This is a genomic window from Nocardia heshunensis (assembly GCF_054782115.1).
In genome coordinates this window covers 360,923-383,447 of sequence record NZ_BAAGTC010000004.1, presented here as the reverse complement: position 1 = coordinate 383,447, position 22,525 = coordinate 360,923, and the positions used below count along the sequence as shown (strand labels likewise).

General features: G+C 68.6%; 20 protein-coding genes. 8 read left to right on the top strand and 12 right to left on the bottom strand.

The window, feature by feature from the left end:
• Positions 1-54: 54 nt before the first annotated feature.
• Positions 55-1,239 (bottom strand): AAA family ATPase, encoded by a 1,185-nt coding sequence (locus ACYVN4_RS14375; RefSeq protein WP_460721190.1) that lies wholly within the window; start codon positions 1,237-1,239, stop codon positions 55-57.
• Positions 1,240-1,443: 204 nt separating this feature from the next.
• Here ACYVN4_RS14375 and ACYVN4_RS14370 point away from each other — a divergent pair, with 204 nt between their 5' ends.
• The 3 genes from ACYVN4_RS14370 to ACYVN4_RS14360 all read left to right on the top strand — a co-directional run bounded on the left by ACYVN4_RS14370 (position 1,444) and on the right by ACYVN4_RS14360 (position 3,026).
• On the top strand, positions 1,444-1,701 hold the full coding sequence (locus tag ACYVN4_RS14370) for a hypothetical protein (RefSeq protein ID WP_460721188.1): 258 nt from the start codon (positions 1,444-1,446) through the stop codon (positions 1,699-1,701).
• Positions 1,702-1,941: 240 nt separating this feature from the next.
• Positions 1,942-2,589, top strand: coding sequence for a C40 family peptidase (locus ACYVN4_RS14365; RefSeq protein WP_460721186.1), 648 nt, complete (start codon positions 1,942-1,944; stop codon positions 2,587-2,589).
• A 56-nt stretch (positions 2,590-2,645) separates the two neighbouring features.
• The gene (locus ACYVN4_RS14360; protein WP_460722661.1) at positions 2,646-3,026 is read left to right on the top strand and encodes an RNA-binding S4 domain-containing protein; all 381 of its coding nucleotides are present in this window, start codon (positions 2,646-2,648) and stop codon (positions 3,024-3,026) included.
• Positions 3,027-3,043: 17 nt separating this feature from the next.
• Here the strand turns inward: ACYVN4_RS14360 and ACYVN4_RS14355 are convergent, their stop codons facing one another.
• The 5 genes from ACYVN4_RS14355 to ACYVN4_RS14335 all read right to left on the bottom strand — a co-directional run bounded on the left by ACYVN4_RS14355 (position 3,044) and on the right by ACYVN4_RS14335 (position 8,749).
• The gene (locus tag ACYVN4_RS14355) at positions 3,044-4,207 is read right to left on the bottom strand and encodes a cation:proton antiporter (RefSeq protein WP_460721184.1); all 1,164 of its coding nucleotides are present in this window, start codon (positions 4,205-4,207) and stop codon (positions 3,044-3,046) included.
• A gap of 20 nt (positions 4,208-4,227) precedes the next feature.
• The gene (locus ACYVN4_RS14350) at positions 4,228-4,617 is read right to left on the bottom strand and encodes a hypothetical protein (protein ID WP_460721182.1); all 390 of its coding nucleotides are present in this window, start codon (positions 4,615-4,617) and stop codon (positions 4,228-4,230) included.
• Positions 4,618-4,631: 14 nt separating this feature from the next.
• Positions 4,632-7,325, bottom strand: coding sequence for an acyltransferase domain-containing protein (locus ACYVN4_RS14345; RefSeq protein WP_460721180.1), 2,694 nt, complete (start codon positions 7,323-7,325; stop codon positions 4,632-4,634).
• 142 nt (positions 7,326-7,467) lie between these two features.
• Positions 7,468-7,632, bottom strand: coding sequence for a type II toxin-antitoxin system VapB family antitoxin (locus ACYVN4_RS14340; protein ID WP_460721177.1), 165 nt, complete (start codon positions 7,630-7,632; stop codon positions 7,468-7,470).
• Positions 7,633-7,774: 142 nt separating this feature from the next.
• The gene (locus ACYVN4_RS14335; RefSeq protein WP_379358956.1) at positions 7,775-8,749 is read right to left on the bottom strand and encodes an NAD(P)H-dependent flavin oxidoreductase; all 975 of its coding nucleotides are present in this window, start codon (positions 8,747-8,749) and stop codon (positions 7,775-7,777) included.
• Between the two features lie 281 nt (positions 8,750-9,030).
• On the opposite strand from ACYVN4_RS14335, the gene fadD5 reads away from it, so the two are divergent.
• Entirely contained in the window at positions 9,031-10,596 is a 1,566-nt protein-coding gene (gene fadD5 / locus ACYVN4_RS14330) for a fatty-acid--CoA ligase FadD5 (protein ID WP_460721175.1), read from the top strand.
• Here the strand turns inward: fadD5 and ACYVN4_RS14325 are convergent.
• On the bottom strand, positions 10,593-13,046 hold the full coding sequence (locus tag ACYVN4_RS14325; RefSeq protein WP_460721173.1) for a flippase-like domain-containing protein: 2,454 nt from the start codon (positions 13,044-13,046) through the stop codon (positions 10,593-10,595). The two genes, fadD5 and ACYVN4_RS14325, sit on opposite strands and share 4 nt — an antisense overlap.
• A gap of 241 nt (positions 13,047-13,287) precedes the next feature.
• Here ACYVN4_RS14325 and ACYVN4_RS14320 point away from each other — a divergent pair, with 241 nt between their 5' ends.
• Positions 13,288-13,914 (top strand): GDSL-type esterase/lipase family protein, encoded by a 627-nt coding sequence (locus ACYVN4_RS14320; protein ID WP_460721171.1) that lies wholly within the window; start codon positions 13,288-13,290, stop codon positions 13,912-13,914.
• Here ACYVN4_RS14320 and ACYVN4_RS14315 read toward each other — a convergent pair.
• Entirely contained in the window at positions 13,860-15,350 is a 1,491-nt protein-coding gene (locus tag ACYVN4_RS14315) for a threonine/serine exporter family protein (protein ID WP_460721169.1), read from the bottom strand. The genes ACYVN4_RS14320 and ACYVN4_RS14315 overlap by 55 nt on opposite strands.
• Before the next feature lie 236 nt (positions 15,351-15,586).
• Here ACYVN4_RS14315 and ACYVN4_RS14310 point away from each other — a divergent pair, with 236 nt between their 5' ends.
• The gene (locus ACYVN4_RS14310) at positions 15,587-16,504 is read left to right on the top strand and encodes a LysR family transcriptional regulator (RefSeq protein ID WP_460721166.1); all 918 of its coding nucleotides are present in this window, start codon (positions 15,587-15,589) and stop codon (positions 16,502-16,504) included.
• Between the two features lie 3 nt (positions 16,505-16,507).
• Here ACYVN4_RS14310 and ACYVN4_RS14305 read toward each other — a convergent pair whose 3' ends face one another.
• The gene (locus ACYVN4_RS14305) at positions 16,508-17,383 is read right to left on the bottom strand and encodes an NmrA family NAD(P)-binding protein (RefSeq protein WP_460721164.1); all 876 of its coding nucleotides are present in this window, start codon (positions 17,381-17,383) and stop codon (positions 16,508-16,510) included.
• An 85-nt stretch (positions 17,384-17,468) separates the two neighbouring features.
• Here ACYVN4_RS14305 and ACYVN4_RS14300 point away from each other — a divergent pair, with 85 nt between their 5' ends.
• Positions 17,469-17,888, top strand: a complete 420-nt coding sequence (locus ACYVN4_RS14300) for a winged helix-turn-helix transcriptional regulator (protein ID WP_460721162.1) — start codon at positions 17,469-17,471, stop codon at positions 17,886-17,888.
• Positions 17,889-17,891: 3 nt separating this feature from the next.
• Here ACYVN4_RS14300 and ACYVN4_RS14295 read toward each other — a convergent pair whose 3' ends face one another.
• From ACYVN4_RS14295 to ACYVN4_RS14285, 3 genes are all read right to left on the bottom strand, one after another.
• Positions 17,892-19,472: a phytoene desaturase family protein gene (locus tag ACYVN4_RS14295; protein ID WP_460721160.1), complete on the bottom strand. Its 1,581-nt coding sequence runs from the start codon at positions 19,470-19,472 to the stop codon at positions 17,892-17,894.
• A gap of 36 nt (positions 19,473-19,508) precedes the next feature.
• Positions 19,509-21,044: an FAD-binding protein gene (locus ACYVN4_RS14290; RefSeq protein WP_460721158.1), complete on the bottom strand. Its 1,536-nt coding sequence runs from the start codon at positions 21,042-21,044 to the stop codon at positions 19,509-19,511.
• Between the two features lie 84 nt (positions 21,045-21,128).
• Positions 21,129-22,031, bottom strand: a complete 903-nt coding sequence (locus ACYVN4_RS14285; protein ID WP_460721156.1) for an NADP-dependent oxidoreductase — start codon at positions 22,029-22,031, stop codon at positions 21,129-21,131.
• 66 nt (positions 22,032-22,097) lie between these two features.
• Between ACYVN4_RS14285 and ACYVN4_RS14280 the strand changes: the two genes are divergently transcribed.
• Positions 22,098-22,520, top strand: a complete 423-nt coding sequence (locus ACYVN4_RS14280; protein ID WP_460721154.1) for a winged helix-turn-helix transcriptional regulator — start codon at positions 22,098-22,100, stop codon at positions 22,518-22,520.
• The last annotated feature ends 5 nt before the right edge of the window (positions 22,521-22,525 follow it).

Genomic DNA, 22,525 nt, shown 5'->3' with positions numbered 1-22,525 from the left:
AATGATCGAAAAGCCTTGTCAGGGAAAGATCTTGATCAATTGGCTAATCTTCGGTTATTGAACGCTGCGGAGGTATCGGCCGAAATGCGGGACGGTGAAACCGATGCTGCCGCGCTCCGCCGAATAGATCAGACCCTTCTTGATCAGCCCGTCGCGGGCCGGGGACAACGAGGCGGGCTTGCGGCCGAGCTCGCTGGCGACCGCCGAGGTGGCGACCGGGCCGTCGTCACCGGACAAATCGGCCATGGCGCGCATATATTCTCGCTCCGCGGGGGTCGCCCGCTCGTAGCGGGAACCAAAGAAACCGACCGCCAGCTCTTCTTCGGCGGCGGGCGCGGCCACCGCCACATCCTCGGCCGTGATCGGACTCTGCGCCGCCGCGTCCCATGTCGCCTTGCCGTACGCCTGCACGAAGTACGGGTAGCCATCCGCCTTGCGGTACAGCGCTTCGAGGGCCTCCTCGCTGTACTTCACGCTCTCCAGATCGGCGGGCGCGGTCAGTGCTCGATCCGCCGCCTCCCGGTCCAGGCGGTCGATGCGGTGATAGGAGAACAGGCGCTCGGAGTAGCTCTTGGACGCCGACAGCACCGCGGGCAGATGCGGCAGCCCCGCCCCGACCACGATCAAAGGCGCGGCGTCCTGGCTCAATTCGTGGCAGGCCCCGCAGATGGCCGAGATATCGGCCGCGCCCAGATCCTGCATCTCGTCGATGAACACTGCGATCCCGATGCCGATGTCGCGCACCAGCGTCGCGGCTTCCATCAGCAGCTCCACCAGATCGATCTCGATATCGCCGGAGTCGGCCCGCCCGGTCACCGCGGGCACATCGATGCCCGGATTCCAGCGATCGCGCATGCCCTTGTCGGCGGTGGAGCGTAGCGCGAAGGCCTTGAGAATCCCCAGGAAGTCGTCCACCTGCTCCGGATTGCGGTGTGCGACAGCGATCGAACGCACCGCCATGTGCAGCGCCGAGGCCAGCGGGCGGCGCAGCTCCTGATCCGGTCGCGCCTCCAGCTTGCCGGTACCCCAGCCGCGGGTGCGGGCGGCCGAGCGAAGCTGATTGAGCAGCACCGTCTTTCCGACCCCGCGTAGACCGGTGAGCATCACGCTGCGTTCCGGGCGGCCGCGCGCGACCCGCTCGAGCACGATGTCGAAGGCGTCGAGCTGCCGGTCGCGGCCCGCGAGTTCGGGCGGTCGCTGCCCGGCGCCGGGCGCGTACGGATTCCTGACGGGGTCCATGCGGCCCAACCGTAGCGCGGGAATCGGGGATTATCCGGGTGTCTACCGGGGGTCCTAGACGTAGCTATCGATCGGCATACCGGGCTGGCCCGGCGGGTCCGCGGTGGAAGTTCGCGCAGTGTGTCCGCGTTGTCCGCCGGGGTCTCTACCCTTATGCCTGATTCGTTGGGATGCAGCGTTCATGGATGCAGCGCAGGAGGGTTCATGTCGGAAGAAGCCATGCCCGTACCCACCGTCGCGGAGGTGGTCGAATCCTGGAACGTGCCCGCCGAGGCGATCGTCGCCGCGCGCATCCGCAACAACATTCTGGTGGCCATCGAGCGCGGGTACGACGATCCGCAACTGGTCGCGGATCTCGCGGTGGGTCCGCTGGTGATGGCGCTGGGGCAACTCGAGGTGGAGCTCGCCGACGCGCGGCGGCGCATCGCGGAGCTGGAGCGACAGCTCGAAGCGAAGGGTTGATCACGGTGGCGCGGCGTTGATAACGGCCGAGTCGATCACCTATACCGTCTCGTGATCCACTGCCCTATACACCGAATTGGCCTTCCAGCGGGGCATTTTCGAAAAGGTGCGACACACCCCTCGCGTCGGGTGGACAACCGGCGGACCTAGTCGTAATCTTCTCGTGACTTAGCGGAGTCTGTTGCTTCATCGGAGAGGCAGCCCGCTTCGTTACAGCAGCAAGATCGGAGATGCGGCGCAGTGGGTAAGCACAGCTTGCAGCGGGAATCTAGACTTCCGAATTCCGTCAAGGGCGCCATCGTCATGGGTGCGATGGCCGCGACGACAACGGGTGCGTTCCCGGCGATCACCGCCAGCGCCGCGACCCTTGACATCCCGGGCATCGGAAACTTCGATGTGCCCGACCAATTCGCACCCCAGGTGCAGCAGTTCAACCAGGCGGCCAAGGACGCCGCGACGGCGCTGGCGCCGGCCCCCCAGGCCGCCGCGCCCGCCGCGCCGCAGTTCCAGCTGCCCTCCCTGTTCCAGCAGAAGTCCAGCAGCGTCGGCGACATCGCCCTGCACGCCGCCGAGACCAAGGTCGGCGCCCAGTACTCCTGGGGCGCGACCGGGCCGTACTCCTTCGACTGCTCCGGCCTCGTGCAGTGGGCCTACAAGCAGGCCGGAATCGAGCTGCCCCGCACCAGCTTCGAGCAGTCCAACGTCGGCGCTCCGGTTGCCTTCGAGGACCTGCAGCCCGGCGACATCGTCATCACCAACGGCGGCGGCCACGTCGGCATCTACGCCGGTGACGGCAAGCTGCTCAACGCCGTGCAGACCGGCACCCCGGTGTCGTACACCAACCTGCACCCCAGCCAGGTTGTCACCGCGCGCCGGATTGCCGCGTAGCGAGTTTCGATCTTCGGGTCGCGTCGCAGTATCGTCGAGACGTGACCCCTGCTCCACTGAGCACTACGGCCCAGGCCCGAGTTGATTCTTGGACCTGGGCCGTGCGCATTTTCAAAACCCGTTCGGCGGCCGCTGCGGCCTGCCGCGCCGGGCATGTGAAGGTCAACGGCGTGCCCGTGAAACCGGCGCACAACCTCAAGCCCGGTGACGAGATCCGCGTTCGTGTCAATGGTTCCGAACGCATCGTCATCGTCGAGCAACTCATCACCAAGCGTGTCGGGGCGGCCGTGGTCGTGCAGGTCATGATCGACAAGAGCCCGCCCCCGCCCGACCCGCAACTGGCCGCGCTGATGCCACACCGCGATCGCGGTGCGGGCCGTCCGACCAAGCGCGAGCGCCGCGAGACCGACAAGCTGCTGGGCCGCGACGGAGACTGATCAGGCCACCGGGTCGATCAGGACTTCGAATCGTGCTGTGGTGGGGCCGGATTCCCCGGCTGTGTGGTGGAGGCTTCCCGCGCACCCCAGGCGGCGGCCGCGATGGTGATCAGCGCGCCCAGCATGAGCGCGGCCGGTTCGCCCGGTTTCAGCACATGCAGTTGGGTGCCGACCGTGACCGCGGCGACCGGAACACCGATCTGCGCGGAAGCGATGGTGCCCAACGGGACCGGCTGACCCAGGAAGCGCATCAGCGCGTGCACGAGGACGGCGCCGCCACCGAGCGCCACGCCCAGCAGTATCAGGTACGGGTGGTCGCCGAACTCGCGCAGATTCAGGCGCGCGCCCAGCCAGACGAAGAACAGCGGCGCGAGGAAGCCGTCGCTGATGGCGAACAGCTGCCGGGCGACCCGGCGTGGTTCGTCGACGGCCGCCACCGCCAGGCCGAGTGCGAAGCCCGCCAACATGATCGAGACGTGGCTGCGGGTGGCCAGCGCGCCGAGCGCGAACAGCAGCGCCAGGCTGACCCGCAGTTCGAGGGCGAACTGTCGGTCCTCGGACACCTTGTGCAGCCGATGCCTAATGCCGGAATCCTCGATCCAGCGCAGGAAGAAGTAGACGGCCACCGCCGCCGCGGCCACCAGCGCCGCGCCGATCGCGGCCCGGCCTGCATTGCCCGGATCGATCACCAGCGGCAGCGCCACCACCGCCGCGGCGTCCGCGATCGCCACCTGAGCGGTCAACTCCAGCACCGATTTTCCGGTCAACCCCTGCGAATCGAGGATGGGCAGCACGATGGCCGCCGAGGAGGAGGCCAGCAACACCGCGTAGAGCAGGCCGTGCCCGGTATCGAACCAGACCGCGATGCCCTGCCCGGCGATCATGGCCAGCACGCCCACCGCCGCGGCGCGCAGCGCACCCCGCCCGAGCGCCGAGCGAATCGATGCGTCGCGCACCGGCACATGGGTGCCCGCCACGAACATGACCACCGCGAAACCGACATCGGCGAGGAAGGTGAAGGTCGGGTCCTCCGGATGCAGCAGGCGCAAGCCCGTGGTGCCGCAGACGATTCCGGCCAGCAGTTCGCCGAGGATGACGGGCAGATGCCAGGACCGCCGCCAGGCCAGCCAGGGTCCGGCCAGGCCGAGCAGGGTGATGAGGGTGAGGGTCTGGAAGTTCACGGTGTCGTCTCGTCAGTGCGTCAGGGCAGGGCGGCGATCTTCACGGGGATCGCGATGTTCTCGTCGGTGTAGTAGATGGCGCACACCCGGTGGTAGCCGTCCGCGATCACCATGGGCACGCCCTTGCGGAAGTCCCCGCGCACCACCAGGATCGGCGAGAGCGCCTTGCCGGTGACGATCTTCTGCAGGTCACGCCGCACGTACGGGTTGGACGTGGGCAGGGCGTCGAGCGCGGAGGCCCGCAGCAGATCCTTGGCCTTCTTGTAGACGATCGGCGCCGCCCGCAACTCCTGCACCACCTTGTCGATGGTGGTCTGGTCGGCGAGCATCTCCAGGTAGTCCGCCGCGGCCGGATAGTCGTGCTCGTCCGGCTCTTTCTTCCACTTGACCGTGATATCTGGGTCCGCCATGGAGTCATCCTGCCCTAGGCGGCGGGCCCGACCTCCCAATCCACGCATATGACGCGCCGATCCACCTGTGCCGCCGCCAATTCCCGCACCGCCTCCGGCTCGCCCGACCCCGGCACCGGGGTCAGCAGCACGGTGAAATCCGTCGGATCGGCCGCCGACAACTCCAGCAGGTTCGCCGCGGCCGTCAGCCGCGTCTCCCCCGATGCGTGCACCACACCCCGGATCGCCGCCCCGCACTCCCGGATGTCCTGCAGTGCCATGGCCAGATCGGTCCGATCCGCGCAGTCGCACCGCATCACCACGATCCGATCCTCCATCCCCGCCAACCCCACCGGCAGCGGCCGCGGCGACCGGGTCAGCACCACCACATCCCGCGCCCCCGCCGCCAGCAGCCACCGCACCGCCGCTTCCCCCTGCGCCCCCAGCCCACCGGCCACCACGTACGCGCCCTCGGCCCGGATCTCGACCGCCGGGAACGCCGGTGCGATCGGAGGCTCCACCCCGAACCCGGCGGTGTTCCACCGCGTGCTGTCACCGGAATCGCTTCTGCGCCATTGCCGTTGCGGCGGAGTGGCCAGATGCGGCCCGAGCGCTGTCCAGTCCACCGACCGACCCTGCAAATACCATTCCGCGATGGTCCGCAGCAGGCTCTCCGCCTCGTCGTCGCGGCTCAGCACGGCGCGCGCGCCGCCCCGGAAGGGCGCCCGCTCGCGCAGCCCGGGTGCCAGCACCGGATAGGGTCCGATCTCGAGCACCGTCGTAATGCCGTCGTCGGCAGCGCTTTCCAAGGCGGCGGCCAGCTCGACACTGCACGAGACATTGTCGGCCCAGTAGTCGGCATCGAGCCGCGCCTCGGTGTCGCCCGGTGCGCGCAGCACCGCGCCGCGCCGAGTGGTCGAGTACAGCGGCCGCGCGGGTGGGTGCGACACCACATCGGCGAGTTCATGGCGCAATTCGCCGATGCTGCGGCGGATCGCGGGCAGGTGGACGGGCCGGGACGCCGCGTCGCTCGGCAGGCGCTGGGCGAAGATGGCGCGGCGATGCGCCCGGCGCACCAGCGCATCGACATAGCGCGGCTCGCCCGACACGGTGATGGTGGTCGGACCGTCCACCGCCGCCAGCGCGACCTCGGCGCGCATCGGCTCGATCAGGCGGGTTACCTCTGCCCGGGTTCCTTCCAGGACGGCGGCGGCCCCACCCGACCCGGCTCGCGCGAGCAGCCGCGCTCGGGTCAGCGTCACCCGCGCCCCGTCCTCGAGCGACAGCGCACCGCTCGACACGGCGGCGGCGACTTCTCCGGCCCCGTGCCCGGTCACCGCATCCGCGCGAATCCCCCACGACTCGAGCAATTCCGCCAGTGCGAGCTGGAAGGCGAACAGCGATGCCTGCTCGAATACCACCTCGGCACAGTCTTTTTCGTCGGTCGCCGAGCTGCTTGTGGACTCGCCACCCGCCTGCGCGGTCTGCGCTTCCCCGGTCGGTGGCAGGTCCGCGTTCAGCTCTCGGCCGCCGTGGTCGAATTCCGGTCGTACCGAGGGTGATCGAGTGCAGACGAGGTGCATGGAGCATCCTGAGCCCGCGCACGCGGTGTGGGTGGTGCGATGGAAGCCGTGCCGGGGCGTCCAGACGCGCGGGCCGCCCGCGGCGGCGACGGCGTCCACCGCGGCGGTCAGGGCCTTCGCGAAGATCGGGTACCGGGCGGCGAGACGTCGGCCCATGCGCGGGTGGAAGCCGGTGCCGGAGAACAGGAACAGCGTGCCGCCGGTGCGCGGGGCGTGGACCGGGCCGAATATCCCGGTCGGCGCGGCCGGGAGGGCCGTGGTCAGCGTCGGGGCCGGCGGCGGGGCGTGGGCGATGCGTCGCGACAGGGTGCGCAGCTGGGCCGAGGCGTCGGCGATGTCCCGGGCCAGGATCACCGCCCGGGTGGATTCGGGGACGAGGCGTGCGGTTGAGGCGGCGAATTCGCGCAGCGATCGGTAGGAGCCGAGCGCCACCGACCAGCGCAGTGTGAGCGCGTGGATGGTGGCCGGATCTGGTCCGCTGATCGGGACGAGGACCGGCGGCTCGTCGCCGCGGTCGCGTTCGTGCGTCGTGCGGGTGGGGTCGTCCAGGGCGATATGCGCGTCGAGACGCTCGGCGTCGGGGAATCCGAGTGCGGGGCTACTGATTTCCGCGTAGCGCCGGGTTCCGGTCCGCAGCGCTTCGGTCGTGCGCTGCAGCACGAGCACCGTGCAGACGCCGGTACCGCCGGTGCGGGGCAACGGGATTCGCAGGTCCGAAATGTCCGGTAGCAGGGTGAGATCCACGCCGCCCGCGAGGACGAAGGGGACGGCTTCGTCGGCGAGCAGGCGCACGCCCATGTCGACCGCCACCAGGGGCGAGGCGCGATGACTTTCCACCGTCAGGCTGGGGCCGCGCAGGTCCAGGGCCCTGGACAGGTGATGAGCACCGTTGGTGCCGCCGATCGCGCCGAAGACGACCGCCGCGTTGGACGCCGGTGCCAGGCAACCCAATCCGGAATCGTCGAGGGCTTCCACGGCGACTTCCAGGGTGGTGCGCTGGCGCGGGGTCAGCCCGGCCGCCGCGAGGCGGTCCAGGCCGAACCACTCGTGGTCGAAGTCCGTCCCTGTCGCCCGGCAGCCGACACCGACGATCGACACCCGCGGAAACGGGGTGGGATCGGTCGATGCTCTGCTGCTGTGCCCCACAGGAATGTCCTCCCGTGTCCGCGCGCTGTCGGCCGCCGAGGTACCACCCGCGATTCTGCCAAGATTTCGGCGTGCCCAGAAGGGCTTTCACGCAGGTGCGTCCCATACCCGCCGGGGTTGGGAGATCAGGGCTTACGAGACCCTAGGCCGTGCGCGCCGGGAAGGGGTGGTCGAAATCCGCGGCGGTGGCGTGTGCGCTGAAGAATCTCAGCGCTAGGTTGACCGCATCCTGTTCGGTGTACACACCCGAGATGGCCATGGCTCGGCGCAGCGCGTCGTCGTCGAGATAGATTCGAGTGATTGCCATTTCAGGCACCTCCGCCATCCGTCGTGTACTGAAAGCATGACGGATGCGGCGGCCACCGATAGCACAAATGACAAGAGCCCTTGGCATGAATACCAAGGGCCCATTGCCGTAATTGTCTGGGACGTACCGACTTTCGCCGGACTTATCCGATCATGCCCGCGAGCCGCTGACCGATCAACGCCTCGGCCTCGGACACCATCCGCGACACCAGCTCACCGCAGGTCGGGATGTCGTCGATGAGACCCTGCACCTGACCGGCCGACCAGATGCCCGCGTCCAGATCGCCCTCTTCGAACACGCGGCGACCGCGCGCACCGGCGACCAGATCCCGCACGTCCTCGAACTTGCCACCGGCCTTTTCGATTTCGACGACCTTGCGGCTGATCTCGTTGTCCGCCACCCGCGCGGTGTTGTGCATGGTGCGGAAAATCAGCTGTGTGGCGCGCTCGGAATTCGCGACGATCTGCTCCTTGACCGTCTGGTGAATCGCCGACTCCTGGGTGCACATGAACCGGGTGCCCATGTTCACGCCGTCCGCGCCCAGCGCCAGCGCCGCGACCAGGCCGCGCGCGTCGGCGATACCGCCGGAGGCGATGACCGGGATGTCGAGGGCCTTGGTGGCGGCCGGAATCAGGATCAGGCCCGGGACATCGTCCTCGCCCGGGTGGCCCGCGCACTCGAAGCCGTCGATGGACACGCCGTCCACGCCGATCTTCTGCGCCTTGAGCGCGTGCCGCACGCTGGTGCACTTGTGCAGCACCTTGATCCCGGCCTCCTTGTAATAAGGCAGGAAGGGCTCCGGGTTGGACCCGGCGGTCTCCACGATCTTCACGCCGGACTCGATGATCGCCTTGACGTAGTCCTGGTACGGCGGCGGGTTGATCGACGGCAGGATGGTGACGTTCACGCCGATCGGCTTGTCGGTCAGCTCCCGCGCGCGCTCGATCTCGCGCAGCAGATCATCCGGGGTGGGCTGGGTGAGCGCGGTGATGATGCCGAGACCGCCGGCCTCGGAGACCGCGGCGGCGAGCTCGGCCCGGCCGACCCACATCATGCCGCCCTGGACGATCGGGTGCTCGACCCCGAAGGTCTCGGTGAACTTGGTCTTCAGTGCCATGGGGGCTGTCCTCTCCCTGCCTCTCGTGACTGCCCCGATACTCGCATAGTTGCATATGGGGCGACAACCCCGATGTGAGCCACAGTTTGCTGTCTTGGTGGCGTTTTTCGGTCGTATCTGTGGATAAGTGGCCGCCGGGTGATGTCTCGGCTACCCCACTATTTGCGTCCTGAACTGCCGATTGAAGTAGTGAGAACTTTTCGATGAAACCTTCTCTGTAACCCTTGTCACGTCAGAAAGTTAGCGGGTATTCTCGCTCGACCAGCGTGAAAGGACACTGCATGACCTTCCAGCCGCTAGACGAGCCGATTCGGTCGCGTCGCAACCACTGGGTGAACCAGATCGCGACCCACGCGGCCATGCGGCCGGACCACGTCGCCTTCCGCTGCAAGGGCGTCGACACCAGCTGGAAGCAGCTGCACGACCGGTCGGAGAAGTTCGCCGACGCGCTGTCCCGTCGAGGGGTCGGGTTCGGCGATCGGGTGCTCATCCTGGCGCTCAACTACACCGAGTACATCGAGGCGGTCATGGGCATCAATGCCCTGGGCGCGATCGCGGTGCCCGTGAACTTCCGGCTCACCCCGCCCGAGGTCGCCTACATCGTGGCCGACTCGGGCGCCAAGGCGATCGTCACCGATTCGGTGCTGCAGCCGCTGGCCGTGGGTGTGGCCGGGCAGGCCGTTGGTCTCGACACCGTCGTCGTGATCAACGGGCAGAGCGCGGACGGGGTGCTCGGCTACGACGACGCGCTCGCCGAAGCCGGCGAACCCCATGCGCCGCTGGATATTCCGGAGGACACCCCCGGCCTGATCATGTACACCTCCGGCACCACCGGCACCCCCAAGGGTGCGGTGCTGACCCACGCGAACATGAATTCGCAGGCGCTGACCTGTATTCGGGCGCTCGGGGTCACCGTCGACTCCGTCGGCTTCTGCACCTCGCCGCTGTTCCACATCGCCGGACTGGGCAGTCTCACCCCGGCGTTCCTGCTCGGCAGCAAGACCGTGCTGCATCCGCTGGGCGCGTTCGATGCCACCGAATTCCTCGACGCCGTCGAGACCGAGCAGGCCACCACCGCTTTCTGCGTGCCCGCGCAGTGGCAGCTGATCTGCGAGGAGCCGACTGTCAAGCAGCGCAAGCTCGCCCTGAAGGGACTGTCGTGGGGTGCGGCCCCGGCGTCGGACAGCGTGCTGCGTGCCATGGCCGACTGCTTCCCGGACGCCTCGAATGTCGCGGTGTTCGGCCAGACCGAGATGTCGCCCATCACCTGCGTGCTCGACGGCGAGGACGCGCTGCGCAAGCTCGGCTCGGTCGGCAAGCCCATCCCGACCATCCAGGCCCGCGTGGTCGACGACGAGATGAACGATGTCGCGCCCGGCGAGATCGGCGAGATCGTCTATCGCGGACCGACTCTCATGCAGGGCTACTGGAACAAGCCGGAGGCGACCGCCGAAGCCTTCCACGGCGGCTGGTTCCACTCCGGTGATCTGGTCCGCCGGGACGAGGAGGGCTTCGTCTACGTGGTGGACCGCAAGAAGGACATGATCATTTCCGGCGGCGAGAACATCTACTGCGCCGAGATCGAGAACGTGCTCTTCGCCCATCCCAAGATCCACGAGGCCGCGGTTGTCGGGCGCAAGCACGAGAAGTGGGGCGAGGTGCCGGTCGCGGTGGTGGCGCTGATGCCGGGCGTCGAGGATCTGAGTCTCGAAGAGCTGGAACCGTTCCTCAACGATTCACTGGCCCGCTACAAGCACCCCAAGCACCTGGTGATCGTCGACGAGCTGCCCCGAAATGCCAGCGGCAAGGTCGTGAAGGTTGAACTGCGCAAAGAATATTCGGCCTAGATCATGTCTTTGCGGGTGAGCCAGCGCATGATCGGCCAGCCGCAGAAGACGGGCAGCCAGCAGGTCAGCACGCGGTAGAGCAGGACGGCGGGGACGGCGATCCCCGCCTCCACTCCGAAGGCGGCCAGCCCACCGATGAGTGCCGCTTCGACAGCGCCCACACCACCGGGCGTCGGCGCGGCCGAGGCCAGGGTGCCGCCGACCATGGTGACGATGGTGACCGTCACGAAAGTCGTGGCGCCGCCGAAGGCTTCGATGCTCGCCCACAGCGCCAGCGCGGAGCCCAGGGTGGTGGTCGCGCAACCGGCGATGATCATGCCGAGGCGGCCGGGGCGGCGGCCCAGATCCTTCAACTGCGCCAGCACCTCCGCCAGCTGCGGCCGCACCTCGTTGAGCAGCCAGCGGCGGATCTTGGGAATGAACATGGTCGCGCCGAGCAGGCCCAGCAGCGCGCCCGCGACGAAATACAGCACGGTGGCACTGGGCACGAAGTGCGAGAGGTTGGTCGAAACACCCGCCGCCGCACCGAAGATCAGCAGCAGCACCAGGTGCGTGACCACCTGCACGGTCTGTTGCAGCGCCACGGCCGCGGTGGCACGCACCGCGCCCAGGCCGCCCTTCTGCAGGAATCGCACGCTCAACGCCAGACCGCCCACGCCCGCCGGAGTGGTGGTGGCGGCGAAGGTATTGGCGATCTGCATGAGCAGCAGATTGCGGAACTTCACGGCCTCGGAAGCGCACGCCCACAACGCCATTGCCGCACCGACATAGGTCAGCGCCGACACCGTCAGGCCCAGTGCTGCCCAGCCCCAGTGCAGGTTGTGCAGTTCGGTGAAGAAGGTCGGCACCTGGCTGATGTACGGGTAGGCCACGTAGACCAGGCCGATGAGCAGCACCAGCTGCACGATCTGATTGCGCGAGAACCGGGTGACCTGCGCCGCGGCGATCTTGTCCTGCCCGGTCTGCTCGGCCACCTCGGCGCGTAGATCCTTCATCAGCGCGCCCGACTCCGGCACCGCCTTGCGCAGATGCGCCGGCATGGCGGTCTTGGTGAGCCGGGTCGAGGCGTCCAGTACCGCCTGCTTGTCGAGCACCTCGAGGGCGGCGCGGACCGCCGGTTCGGGGCCGAACAGGGCGGACGAACTCAACAGCAGCTGCGCCACGTCGGAGTCGAAACGCACCTTGTAGGCGCCGAATTCGGACTGCACGAAGCCTTCGAAGAGCACGGTGTCGTCATCGAGTACGCGGATCTCGTCGGTGCGCAGATCACCGTGCGAGATCTGCGCCTGATGCATGCTGTGCAGCGCCCGCCACGCGCTGGTCAACGTCTTCTCTCCGTCGGTGGCGGCGAGCGGACGCCCCTGGGGGACGGTGTGCGCGTACATCATCCAGCTGCGGTCCAGGGCCGCGACGGTGAGTGGCTTGTTGCTGGCCAGCCCCAGATCCGCGATGGCGAAACCCATCAGCGCGCGATGCTCGACCGCGCGCCGCATGGACGCGAACGAGGCCGGGTACTCGCCGCTGCGAATGGTCAGCCAGCGCTTGAACTGCTGCAGCATGCCGCGGCTGCGCTGATTCGCGCCGTACAGCTCGATGATCAATTCATTGTCCGGGGACGGGGATTCGGTCTCCGCCGACGGTGTGGCCGGATCCGCCGTGGGTTTGGCCGCGGCGCTGAGCTCGGGTTGCGGCACCGTGCTCGCCGAGAGCACCAGCGGCCCGCGCGCGGCCGGGCGCAGCACCTTGAACGCCGTCACCCGGAAACCCCGCCGGGCCAGCACCCGCACCGCCGCATCGAGCGGCACCTCGAGCGCGGGCGTGCCGACCAGCAGCACGATCACCGCGCCCACCAGCCAGCCCACCACCAGACCGAGCGCGGCGCGGGCGGGCACCACCAGCGAGACGAACAGGTGAATGGGTACGAAGGCCAGCAGCAGTGTCCACCACCAGCGCCGCCAGCGGGTGGGCAGCCACGGGCTGGCCACCGTGAGCACCGCCGCCAGCATGGCGATCCAGCGCGGATCGTCGAGGAACTGCGACAGGAAGGTATTGACCTGCTGCGGTTCCGACAGATGCCAGCGCGGCGCGGTGAAACCGGTGCCGGTGATGGAGAACAGGCCCAGCGCGATCAGGCCCGCGGAGACGAAGCCCGCCAGCAGCTTCCACTGCCGACGCAGCACCAGCCGCACCAGGATGGCGAAGGGCAGCGCCAGAATCGCGATGCCGTAGACGATGTAGACCAGGTTGGACTGTTCCGGGGTCAGGAAGCCCACGATGCCGGAGACCGACCGCTCCAGCTGTTCCCACTGCGGCCGGGTGATCAGCGATCCGGCGATGACGATGGCCACCGCCAATGCGGACAGCACAACGCGCAGAATGTCACTGGTCCGGCGGATCCGCGGCTGCAGCAGGCTGCCGGAGACGGGAATCTCCCGCCCGTCGACTCGCATGTCTTATACGCGCTTTCGGATCGTGGGAACGGCTGCGGTCCCATGGTCGGCTCGGTGTGAGTATGCGGCAGGCAGCACTCTGCGAGACCACCCAACACGCCGGTAACCGTAACAGTGTTCGATCCGGTGTCCGTTGCGCGCAGTCCGGTACGAACGGTTCCGCCGAGCCCGCGAACTACCTGTTATTCCTGCTTAATACCAGAGTGTGATGGATTGTGAAGGGGCGTGCGAGGATCGGTGCGTGGTGCTCGATCTGCGTGTCTGCTTCATCGGTGAGTCCTTCGTGGCGGGGGTCGGTGATCAGAAGTGCCTGGGCTGGGCCGGGCGACTGGCCGCCCGAGCCATCGCGGCCGGGCAACCCCTGACCTACTACAACCTCGGGATCCGGCGCGAGAACAGCACCGAGCTACGGGAGCGCTGGGAGGCCGAGTGCGCGTTGCGGCTACCCGCGGGCTCGGACGCCCGAGTGGTGATCTCCACCGGCGTCAACGACACCCAGTTCGAGGACGGCCGCCCCCGGGTCGAGCTCGAGGACTCGGTGCGCAATCTGGCCGCCATCCTGCGCACGGCGCGGGAAAGGGGTTGGCAGACAATGGTGGTCGCGCCGCCGCCCAATGTCGACGACGCCCACAATGCCCGCATCCTGGCGCTGGACACCCGCTACGCCGACCTCTGCGAGGAGGTCAAGGTGCCGTATCTGCGGACGCATCATCCGCTCCGCGAGAACACCGTCTGGATGCGGGAGGTCACCGCGGGCGACGGGTATCACCCGGGTGCGCCCGGCTACGACGAGTTCGCGGCCCTGCTCGCCCCTCACTGGCTGCTCTGGCTCGCCGATCCCGGCTCGGAACTGCCTGTCGTGCGCTGACTTTCCGGGCCGGTGCTCAGCACTTCCGGGCCGGTGCGCAGCGTTGGGGCGGCGTGGCGGCCGGTGTCGGGGCCCAGCCAGTTCTCGACCATATTCTCCAGTTGTGGTTGCCGCGTCGAGGACACCAGTCCGGATCCGACCAGCACGCCCATGGCGATGGCGAGAATGGTGAGCACCGCATTCACGATCACGTGCAGGCCGTTGGGGTCGTTCTTGGTCACCAGCTCCGAAACCCCGGTCAATCCCATGCCGCCGGGCACCAGCATCCAGAACGCGGGCAGGAACACCACCTGGGTGGGCGGGGCGTCCTTGCTGCGCTGCACCAGGTAGGCGACCGGCACCGCGATCATGCCGCCAAGGAACGAACCGAGCAGTCCGCCGCCGTGCAACTGCTGGCCCAGCTGCTGCCCGCAGAACGCCGCGTACAGCACGATCAGCAGCCAGCCCAGCGACTTCTTCGGCGCGCTCGCCCGCCAGCTGTGACCCAGCCCGATCAGCAGCACCCCGAGTACCGGTGTCCACCAGCCCAATCCGCCACCCGAGTGCGCGGGTGTCGTCGTCGGCAGGGTGCCCAGCAGTTGCAGGCCGATCAGGATGCCGAAGGCCAGCAGCAGCAGTTTGTTGAAGCCGTAGATGGTGCGGCTGGCCCCGGCCACCATGCTGCCGGTGGCCAATTCGATGGAGCCGTTGGTCAGCGCCGCGCCCGGCAGCAGGCTCGACACCGACGGGATCAGCAGCTGCGAGGGATTGCCGCCGCCGAGCGCATTGGGAAAACCGAAGGACAGCAACGTGACCAGCGCCCCGGCCACCACCGGCAGCGCGGTCGAGAGCAGCCGGAACCGGTCGGCCGCCATGATCAGCAGCTGCACCACCAGACCCAGCACCAGATAGCCGAGCAGGGCGTTCGAGGTCGGATTGAGCATCAGGCCCAGGCCCACGGTGAGCACCACATTGCCCAGCAGCAGCCGCCACACGGGGGTGGGCTGCGGCGACAGCAATATGCGGGCCAGGGCCGCGGTCGCCTCGACCGGCGGCGGCACCTCCTGCTTGATCTCGTCGATGAGCCGATACAGCGCCGCGATCTGATCCAGGCGCAGCGTGTCGGAGTCGGCCTCCATCAGATCCACCGCCGAGCCGCGCGAATCCTGCACGCGCACGAACACTCCCGTGGGCAGCACGAAGAAGTGCACCTCGTCGACGTCGTAGCGGCGGGCCAGATCGTCGAGGATGTCCTGCACCCGGGTGGTGGTCTCGCCGGAGCGGATGAGTGCGACGCCGAGGTGGCGCAGCAGATCCAGCAGGTCCTGCGAGACGGGCGGCTCGACCGGTTCGGGCGCTTCCTCGGGCGGGGCGGCGGTGTCGGCGCTGACCCGGCGCAGCCAGCGATCCATGGAACCGGCGGCCTTGCGGGTGGCCCCGTAGAGGCTGCGCGTCATCGGACCCCGGCCCGGCTGGGCGCGGCGGTGCTGTGGCAGATGCCGCTCGCTCGTTTCGATCGCCTCCGTACTCGACTCGCGTCTTCCGGTCTACTGATCAGGCAATCTTCTAGCAAATGAATCTAGCGTGAGATGGCCGACAACACGCTCCGGAACCGCCGATAGCATCCGCCTCATATCCCGCCTTCCAAGGCTTGGGGTATGCCTACCGGTTGCCCTGTTCCTAACCTGGTGGCATGGATATCGACACGCGACTGCTGCGTTACTTCCTGGCAGTCGCGGATGCGGAGAACCTGCCGCGGGCGGCGCAGCGACTTCATGTCGCGCAGCCCGCGCTGGCGACCCAGATCAAACAGCTGGAACAGCAGCTGGGCGTGGAGCTGTTCATCCGGTCCCGGGCGGGCTGGACGCTGACCGCTGCCGGAAAGGTATTGGCCGAACAGATTCCGCCGCTGCTGTCGTCCTGGGATCGGATACTGCGCGACACCAAGAGCGATGCCAGCCGCGCCTCCCGGGTGCTGCGGCTGGGCAGCGTCAACTCCGCTGCCGACAGCCATATTCCGGAGATCATCCAGGTGTTCCATCGGCTGCACCCGGACTGGCAGGTCGATATCCACACCGGCGGCTGGACCGACCCCACCGCGGGCCTGGACGAGGGCGACGTGGATGTGGCGCTGCTGCGGCTGCCTTTTCCGGGGCAGGAGGAGTACCACGTGCGGGAGCTGTTCGCCGAGCCGCGCTGGATCGCGCTGCCGCACGATCATCCGCTGGCGACGCGCGACGACCTCGCCTTCCGGGAACTGTGGGACGAACCGTATGTCGCCTCGCCCGCGGAAACCGGGTGGTGGCGCGACTATTGGATGGGCCTGGACGCCCGGCCCGCCGACACCGCCATCATCGGGGCCATCGCCCGCAGCACCGAGGAATGGCTGCGCGCCATCGCCAACGGCTTCGGCGTCAGCTTCACCCCCGCCTCCACCGCCCGCACCGCGTACCCGGGCGTGGTGTTCCGGCCGGTGCACGGTATCGGGCCGACCCGGGTGGCGGTGGTGTGGCCGGACGCCTCCGAGGCGGATCCGGTGGTGCGGTACTTCATTCGCTGCTGCTCGGACATCATGGGCCAGCACGGGGCCGACGGCCGCCGCACCTCCTAGTGCTCACGGGCGGGTGAGCGCGGCGGCGATCTCGGCGCGCACCGGGCGCGGGGCGTCCGGCAGCAGGGCGGGCAGATCGCTGCTCGTGGCGTGCAGGAAACCGGCCTTGAGATTGGCGAACAGGGACACGCTGTGCCCGATCCGGTACGGCTCCAGGTCGCTGCCGGCCAGGCCCGTGCGCAGGTCGGTGAGCGAGACATCGCGGTATTCCACTGGGCGGCCGAGGGATTCGCTCAACAGCTCGGCGATCTCGATGCCGTCCACCGAGTCCACGCCCTCCAATTCGTAGGTGCGACCGGCGTGCGGGCTCGGCACCCCCGCCCGCAGGTCGGCCTCGATCTCGGCGGCCACCCGGATGGCGACCTGCGCCAGATCGTGCCGCGACACCCCGGAGATCCGGCCGGTGCCGAACGGGGCGGCGAAAACGCCGGTGGCGGAGGCGGATTCGATCGCGTCGGCGGCCAGTCCGACGGTGAGTTCGCTGTAGAAACCGTTGCGCAGCACTGTGACCGCGAAAGGCGCTGCGGCCAAACGCTGTTCGGTCCACAGGTGCGGGACGGCGATGGAGGTGTGCGTGGCCGACGCGGACAGGCTGGTGTAGATCACGTGCCGCACCCCGGCGGCCGTGGCGGCGGCCACCAGCGCGCCGTGCCGCGCGGTCACCACGTCGTCCTCGGCGTACCCGGCGGAGATGAACACCAGCACGTCCACGCCGCGCAGGCCCGCGGCGAGGGTGGCGGGATCGTCGAAGTCGAGGCGGCGGACGGTGTCGCCGTCCCCGGAGCTGCTGCCCGCGAGCACCTCCAGGTCCGGGCGGGCCCGCAGCCCGTCCAGCACCAGTCCGCCCAGGGCGCCCGAAACACCGGTTACCAGGATCATTTTCGCTTCTCCTCGCGTTGAGCAAGTCGTGGATTTCGACACGACCGAGCCTGCGGGAAACCCGCTGAGCTGGGAAGAAGGCACTTTGCTGTCAGTCACGAACACCGCTGATACCGACCAGGTCGCGGCGGTGGGCGCAGAGGGGCCGTGTGGCGATGATCGCTGCGGGATCCGGGACACCGTCGAGCGCCTCGGCGACAAGTGGACGATTCTTGTGCTGGTGGAGCTGAGTAAGGGGGTGCGCCGATTCGGTGAGCTGCAGCGCGCGGTACCCGGCATCTCGCAGCGCATGCTGACCCTCACCACCAAACGCCTGTGGCGGGACGGGTTTCTGGAGCGCACCGCCTATCCCACCATCCCGCCGCAGGTGGATTACCGGCTCACCGAGGCGGGTGAGAGCCTGGCGCAGGTCGCGTTCTACCTGGCCGACTGGTCGCGGGCACACATGGACGGGGTCGCCGCGGCTCGGATCCGCTGGGATGCCGAGCACGGCGGCCTGGACTGAAGCTCAGCCCTTGTCGGCCCGGCACTGTTCGAGCACGGCCATGGCGGCATTGTGGCCGCCGATCCCGCTGACCCCGCCGCCGCGCACCGCGCCCGCGCCGCACAGCAGGATATTGGCGTGCCCGGTCGCCACGCCCCAGCGCGCCGCCGGGCTGTCGTCGGCGTCGTCGCGGTAGGGAAAGGCCAAGTCCCCGTGGAAGATATGACCACCGGGCAGGGAGATCTCCCGCTCCAGCTCGAGCGGAGTCCTGGCCTCCACGCACGGATTGCCCTCGCCGTCCAGGGCCAGGCAGTCCTGGATGGGCTCGGCCAGTACCGAATCCAATTGCGCCAGTGTGGCATCCACCAGACGGTCCTTGGTGCGTCGTGGGTCGTCGGCGAAGAGTGATGCGGGCGTGTGTATCCCGAACAGGGTGAGGGTGTGGAATCCGCGTTCCAGCAGTTCCGGCGTGAGGATGGTCGGGTCGGTCAGGGTGTGGCAGTAGATCTCCGAGGGCGGGGCCGAGGGTAGTTCGCCCGCCGCGGCCTCCCGATAGGCGCGGTCGAGTTGCGTGGCCGACTCGGAGATGTGAAAGGTCCCGGCGAACGCCGAGCGTGGATCCACCTGCGGGTCACGCAGTTTCGGCAGCCGGCGCAGCAGCATGTTGATCTTCAGCTGTGCGCCCTCGGGCTTGTCGGCCGGTTCGCCCAGCAGTCCGGCCAGCACGTACGGTGCGGCGTTCACCAGTACGTGGCGAGCGGTCACGGTGTGTTCGCCGTTGCGACCCGAGAACCGGACTTCCGCTGCGCGGCCGTCGGTTTCGATGCCGGTGACCAGGCTGCCGGTGCGGATCTCGGCCCCGGCCGCGCGGGCCGCATTCGCCAGCGCGTCGGTGAGCGCGCCCATCCCGCCGACCGGCACATTCCAGTCCCCCGTGCCGCCGCCGATGACGTGGTACAGGAAGCAGCGGTTCTGCAGTAGCGACGGATCGTGGGCGTGGGTGAAGGTGCCGATCAGCGCGTCGGTGAGCACCACGCCGCGCACCAGATCGTCGGCGAAACGCGCCTCCACCGATTCCCCCAGGGGCCGTTCGAAAATCGCCTCCCAGGCCGCGGAATCGTCGACCGTGCGCTGCAATTCGGCGCGCGTCGGCAACGGCTGCATCATGGTGGGGAAGACGCGCCGGGCCAGCCGCCCGGTCATGCCGTAGAAGTCCTGCCAGGCCGCGTAATCGCGCTCCGAACCGGTGACCTGCGCGAAACTGGCGCGGGTGGCGGACTCGGAGCCGTTGTCCACCAGCAGCCCGGTATCCCCGACCGGCGTGTAGGAGGAGATGCGGCGCTTACGGGTCTCGAAACTCAGATCCAGGTCCCGCACAATGCGTTCGGGCAGCAGGCTCACCAGATACGAGTAGCGCGACAGCCGCGCGTCGAACCCCGGGAACGGCCGCTCGGACACGGCCGCACCGCCGGTGCGGTCCGCGCGTTCCAGCACCAACACCGAGCGCCCGGCCCGAGCCAGGTAGGCGGCGGCCACCAACCCGTTGTGTCCGCCGCCCACCACGATCACGTCGTACCCGGTCCGCCCGGGCATACCCGCAGTCATGCGCCTATCGCATCACACGACGGGTGGCCGACGCCGCTAGCGGGTGCTCATGTCGAGGGCGGCGAGGTGACTGAACAGCACCGACGCGCCGATCGGGTTGCCGCCGCCGGGGTAGACGGTGCCGCTCACCGCGGCCATGGTGTTGCCGGCCGCGTACAGGCCCGGGATCGGATTGCCCTCGGTGTCGAGCACGCGGGCGGCGGTGTCGGTGCGCAGGCCGCCCTTGGTGCCGAGATCCGAGATGCCGAAGGCGGCCGCGTGGAAGGGGCCCTTCACGATCGGGGTCAGCGGCGGTTCGCCATTGGAGAAGGCGCGGTCGTAGGCTTCGTCGCCGCGGCCGAAGTCCGGATCGACGCCCTCGGCGGCGAATCCGTTGAAGCGGGCCACGGTGGCGACCAAGGCGTCGGCGGGGACGCCGATCTCGGCGGCCAACTCCTCGAGGGTGTCGGCGGTCTTCCACAGGCCCGCCTCGACATAGCGTTCCGCCTCGACCATCGGCACATTGCTGGCCTTGATGGGTGGCACGATGCCCTCGGTGTCGTCGTAGATCATCCAGAACGGGAGGGTCGCCGACCCGTCGTTCAGCTGCTCGATGATGTCGCGGCCGAGCCGGTCGTAGGGCGCGGACTCGTTCACGAAGCGGGAACCGGACTGGTTCACGAAGATGCCACCGGTGAACCACAGTGCGAACGCTGCCCGCCCGTCCGGATGCACCAGGCCCGGCGACCACCAGGCCTGATCCATCAGATCGGTATCCGCGCCGACGGCGATGCCTGCCTCGTGCGCCAGGCCCTGATTTCCGTACGGCCCCATGGTGTCCCGGGCCGCGCCGGGCACGCCGTAGCGCTGCCGCAGCACGTCGTTGCCCTCGAAACCGCCGGCCGCCAGCAGCACGCCCTTGCGCGCCCGGATGGCGACGCGCTGCCCGTCGCGTTCCACGATCGCGCCGGTGACCGCACCGTCCTCGGTGACCAGTTCGACCAGCGGCGCATTCCGGTGCAGGGTGACATTCGGATACTTGGCCAGGCCCAGCAGGAACCGGCCGATGAGCGCGCGCCCGCCGATCAGATAGTCCGGCTGTGGTTCGCCGTGGCGGTCGGTGCCCAGCGGCCCGCGCACCGACCCGCTCAGCTCGCCCAGCTTCGCGGCCTTCAACGGCGCGGGGACGATGTGCCGCTTGCCGTCCGTGCGCGCCTTGGGAGCCTTTCCGAAGTAGTCCGGCCACGGGAACATCTGAAATTTGAAAGCCTCGTCGGCTTCGAGGTATTCGATGACCTTCGCGCCGTTGCGGACGTAGGTTTCCTGCAATGCGGCCGGGCTGCGGTCGCCGACCACGGACCGGAAGTAGGTCAGCGCGTCCTCGAGGGTGTCGTCCACGCCCGCGCGCGCCAGCACCGGATTGCACGGGAACCACACGCCGCCACCACCGGAGTACGAGGTGGTGCCGCCGAACTTGTCGGTGGCCTCGACCACCGCCACGGTCAACCCTTCGCGGGCCGCCGTGTACGCCCCGGCCAGGCCGCCGCCCGACCCTGCCACCAGGACATCGACTTCTTCGTTCCAGTCCGTCACCGTTACTCCCTTGTGAACGCGGTCTCCTCGCGACGGTATGCCCCGAGTCCGGTTCGCGCACCCACGGTCCCGATGGCCGGATGCTCAGTCGTCCCAGGCGGTGAGCACGATCTTGCCGCGCACCCGGCCGGATTCACTGAGCCGGTGGGCCTCGGCGGCTTCGGCCAATGACAGGACACGGTCGATTTCGCCTTTCAGGTTTCCCGCGCCGATCAGCTCCGAGACCGCACGCAGATCCGCGCCCGAGGGGACGAACCAGAGGCGGTGATAGCGGGGATCGGTGAGCGGCTCCTCGCCCTGGGCGTCGATCACGCGGCCGTTCGGGGTGAGTACGCGCAGGGACCGTTGCGTGTAGTCGCCGCCGACCAGATCGAAGACGATATCGACATTGTCGACGGCGGTGGTGAAATCGGTTGTCGTGTAGTCGATCAGCTCGTCCGCGCCGAGCTCGCGCAGGAACTCGTGATTGGCGGCGCGGGCGGTGCCGATCACATACGCGCCGCGCGCCTTGGCGATCTGCACCGCCAAATGGCCCACACCACCGGCTGCCGCGTGCACCAGAACCCGCTGCCCGGAACGCACTTCGCGCAACGCCTGCCAGGCGGTGAGCACCGCGGTCGGCAAGGCGGCGGCCTGGACGTGGTCGAGGACCTGCGGCTTGGGTGCGAGGAATTCGGTTGGGGCGACGACATATTCGGCGTACGCACCGGCGCGGCTCAGGACATTGCCGAAAACCTGGTCGCCGGGCCGGAATTCGGTCACGCCGTCGCCGATCTCGGTGACCACGCCCGAGAGGTCGAACCCCAGCGTGAACGGCGGCGGGCCCAGCTTGGTGACCGCACCCGAGCGCAGCTTCCAGTCGGCGGCATTGATCGAGGTGGCCGCCACCCGAACCAGCACCTCGCCGCTGCCCGGCCGCGGTGTCTCGACCTCCACCGTCTCGAGGACATCGGGTCCGCCGAGGGTGCGTTGCATGATCGCTTTCATGCTCTCGATCCTGCGGCCGATAGTATCTTTCGGGAAGAAGGCACTACTTTGAACCCGAGGTACCTCATGGATACCGTCTCCGACTGGGAGCCATCCGGAAATCTGGTCGAAAGCTACCTCCGGCGCTGCCCGGCCCGCGACGTCCTCGCGGTGCTCGCGGACAAGTGGGTGCTGCTGGTGCTGGGCACGCTGCGCAAGGAGGGCGGCCCGATCCGCTTCAACGAACTGCGCCGCCGCCTCGACGGCATCACCCAGAAGGTGCTGACCCGCACGCTGCGCGATCTCGAACGCGACGGGCTGGTGTCGCGCACGGTGTATCCGACGGTCCCGCCCCGGGTGGAGTACACGCTCACCGACCTGGGGGCGGACCTGGGCCACATCACCCACGCCATGGGGCAGTGGGCGCTGCGGCACGCGGACGAAATCGCGGTCTCCCGAACCGAATTCGACGAGCGAGCGGCCCGGGAACCGGAACCGGTCAAACTCTGACGGCC